The sequence below is a fragment of the Rhizobium ecuadorense genome, from assembly GCF_001187535.1.
In the GTDB taxonomy this organism is placed as follows: domain Bacteria; phylum Pseudomonadota; class Alphaproteobacteria; order Rhizobiales; family Rhizobiaceae; genus Rhizobium; species Rhizobium ecuadorense.
On the sequence record NZ_LFIO01000695.1, the window covers coordinates 1 to 235 of the forward strand.

At 57.0% G+C, this 235-nt stretch carries 1 pseudogene; it reads left to right on the forward strand.

Annotation, left to right across the window (positions count from 1 at the left end):
- A pseudogene (locus AF337_RS13310) lies at positions 1–235 on the forward strand (GNAT family N-acetyltransferase); the annotation flags it as partial.

Sequence of the window (235 nt, forward strand, 5' to 3'; positions counted from 1 at the left end):
CGCGCCCAATTTCGGCGCCTATCCAATGTCGAGAAGACTATGATCATCGAACTAACCACCAGTGACTTCGAAGCGCTGCTGAAGGGCATCGCGCCTCGTAATCTGCGCCTTGTCCAAGACAGCGCAATTGCGCCTCCTGAGATATTGGAGATGTTGAACCGCCTCGCGACTGACATAGGCGCTGAATTCTCGCCGTCGGCCTGGATGATCGTGGAGGATGGCGAGATCGGCGGTC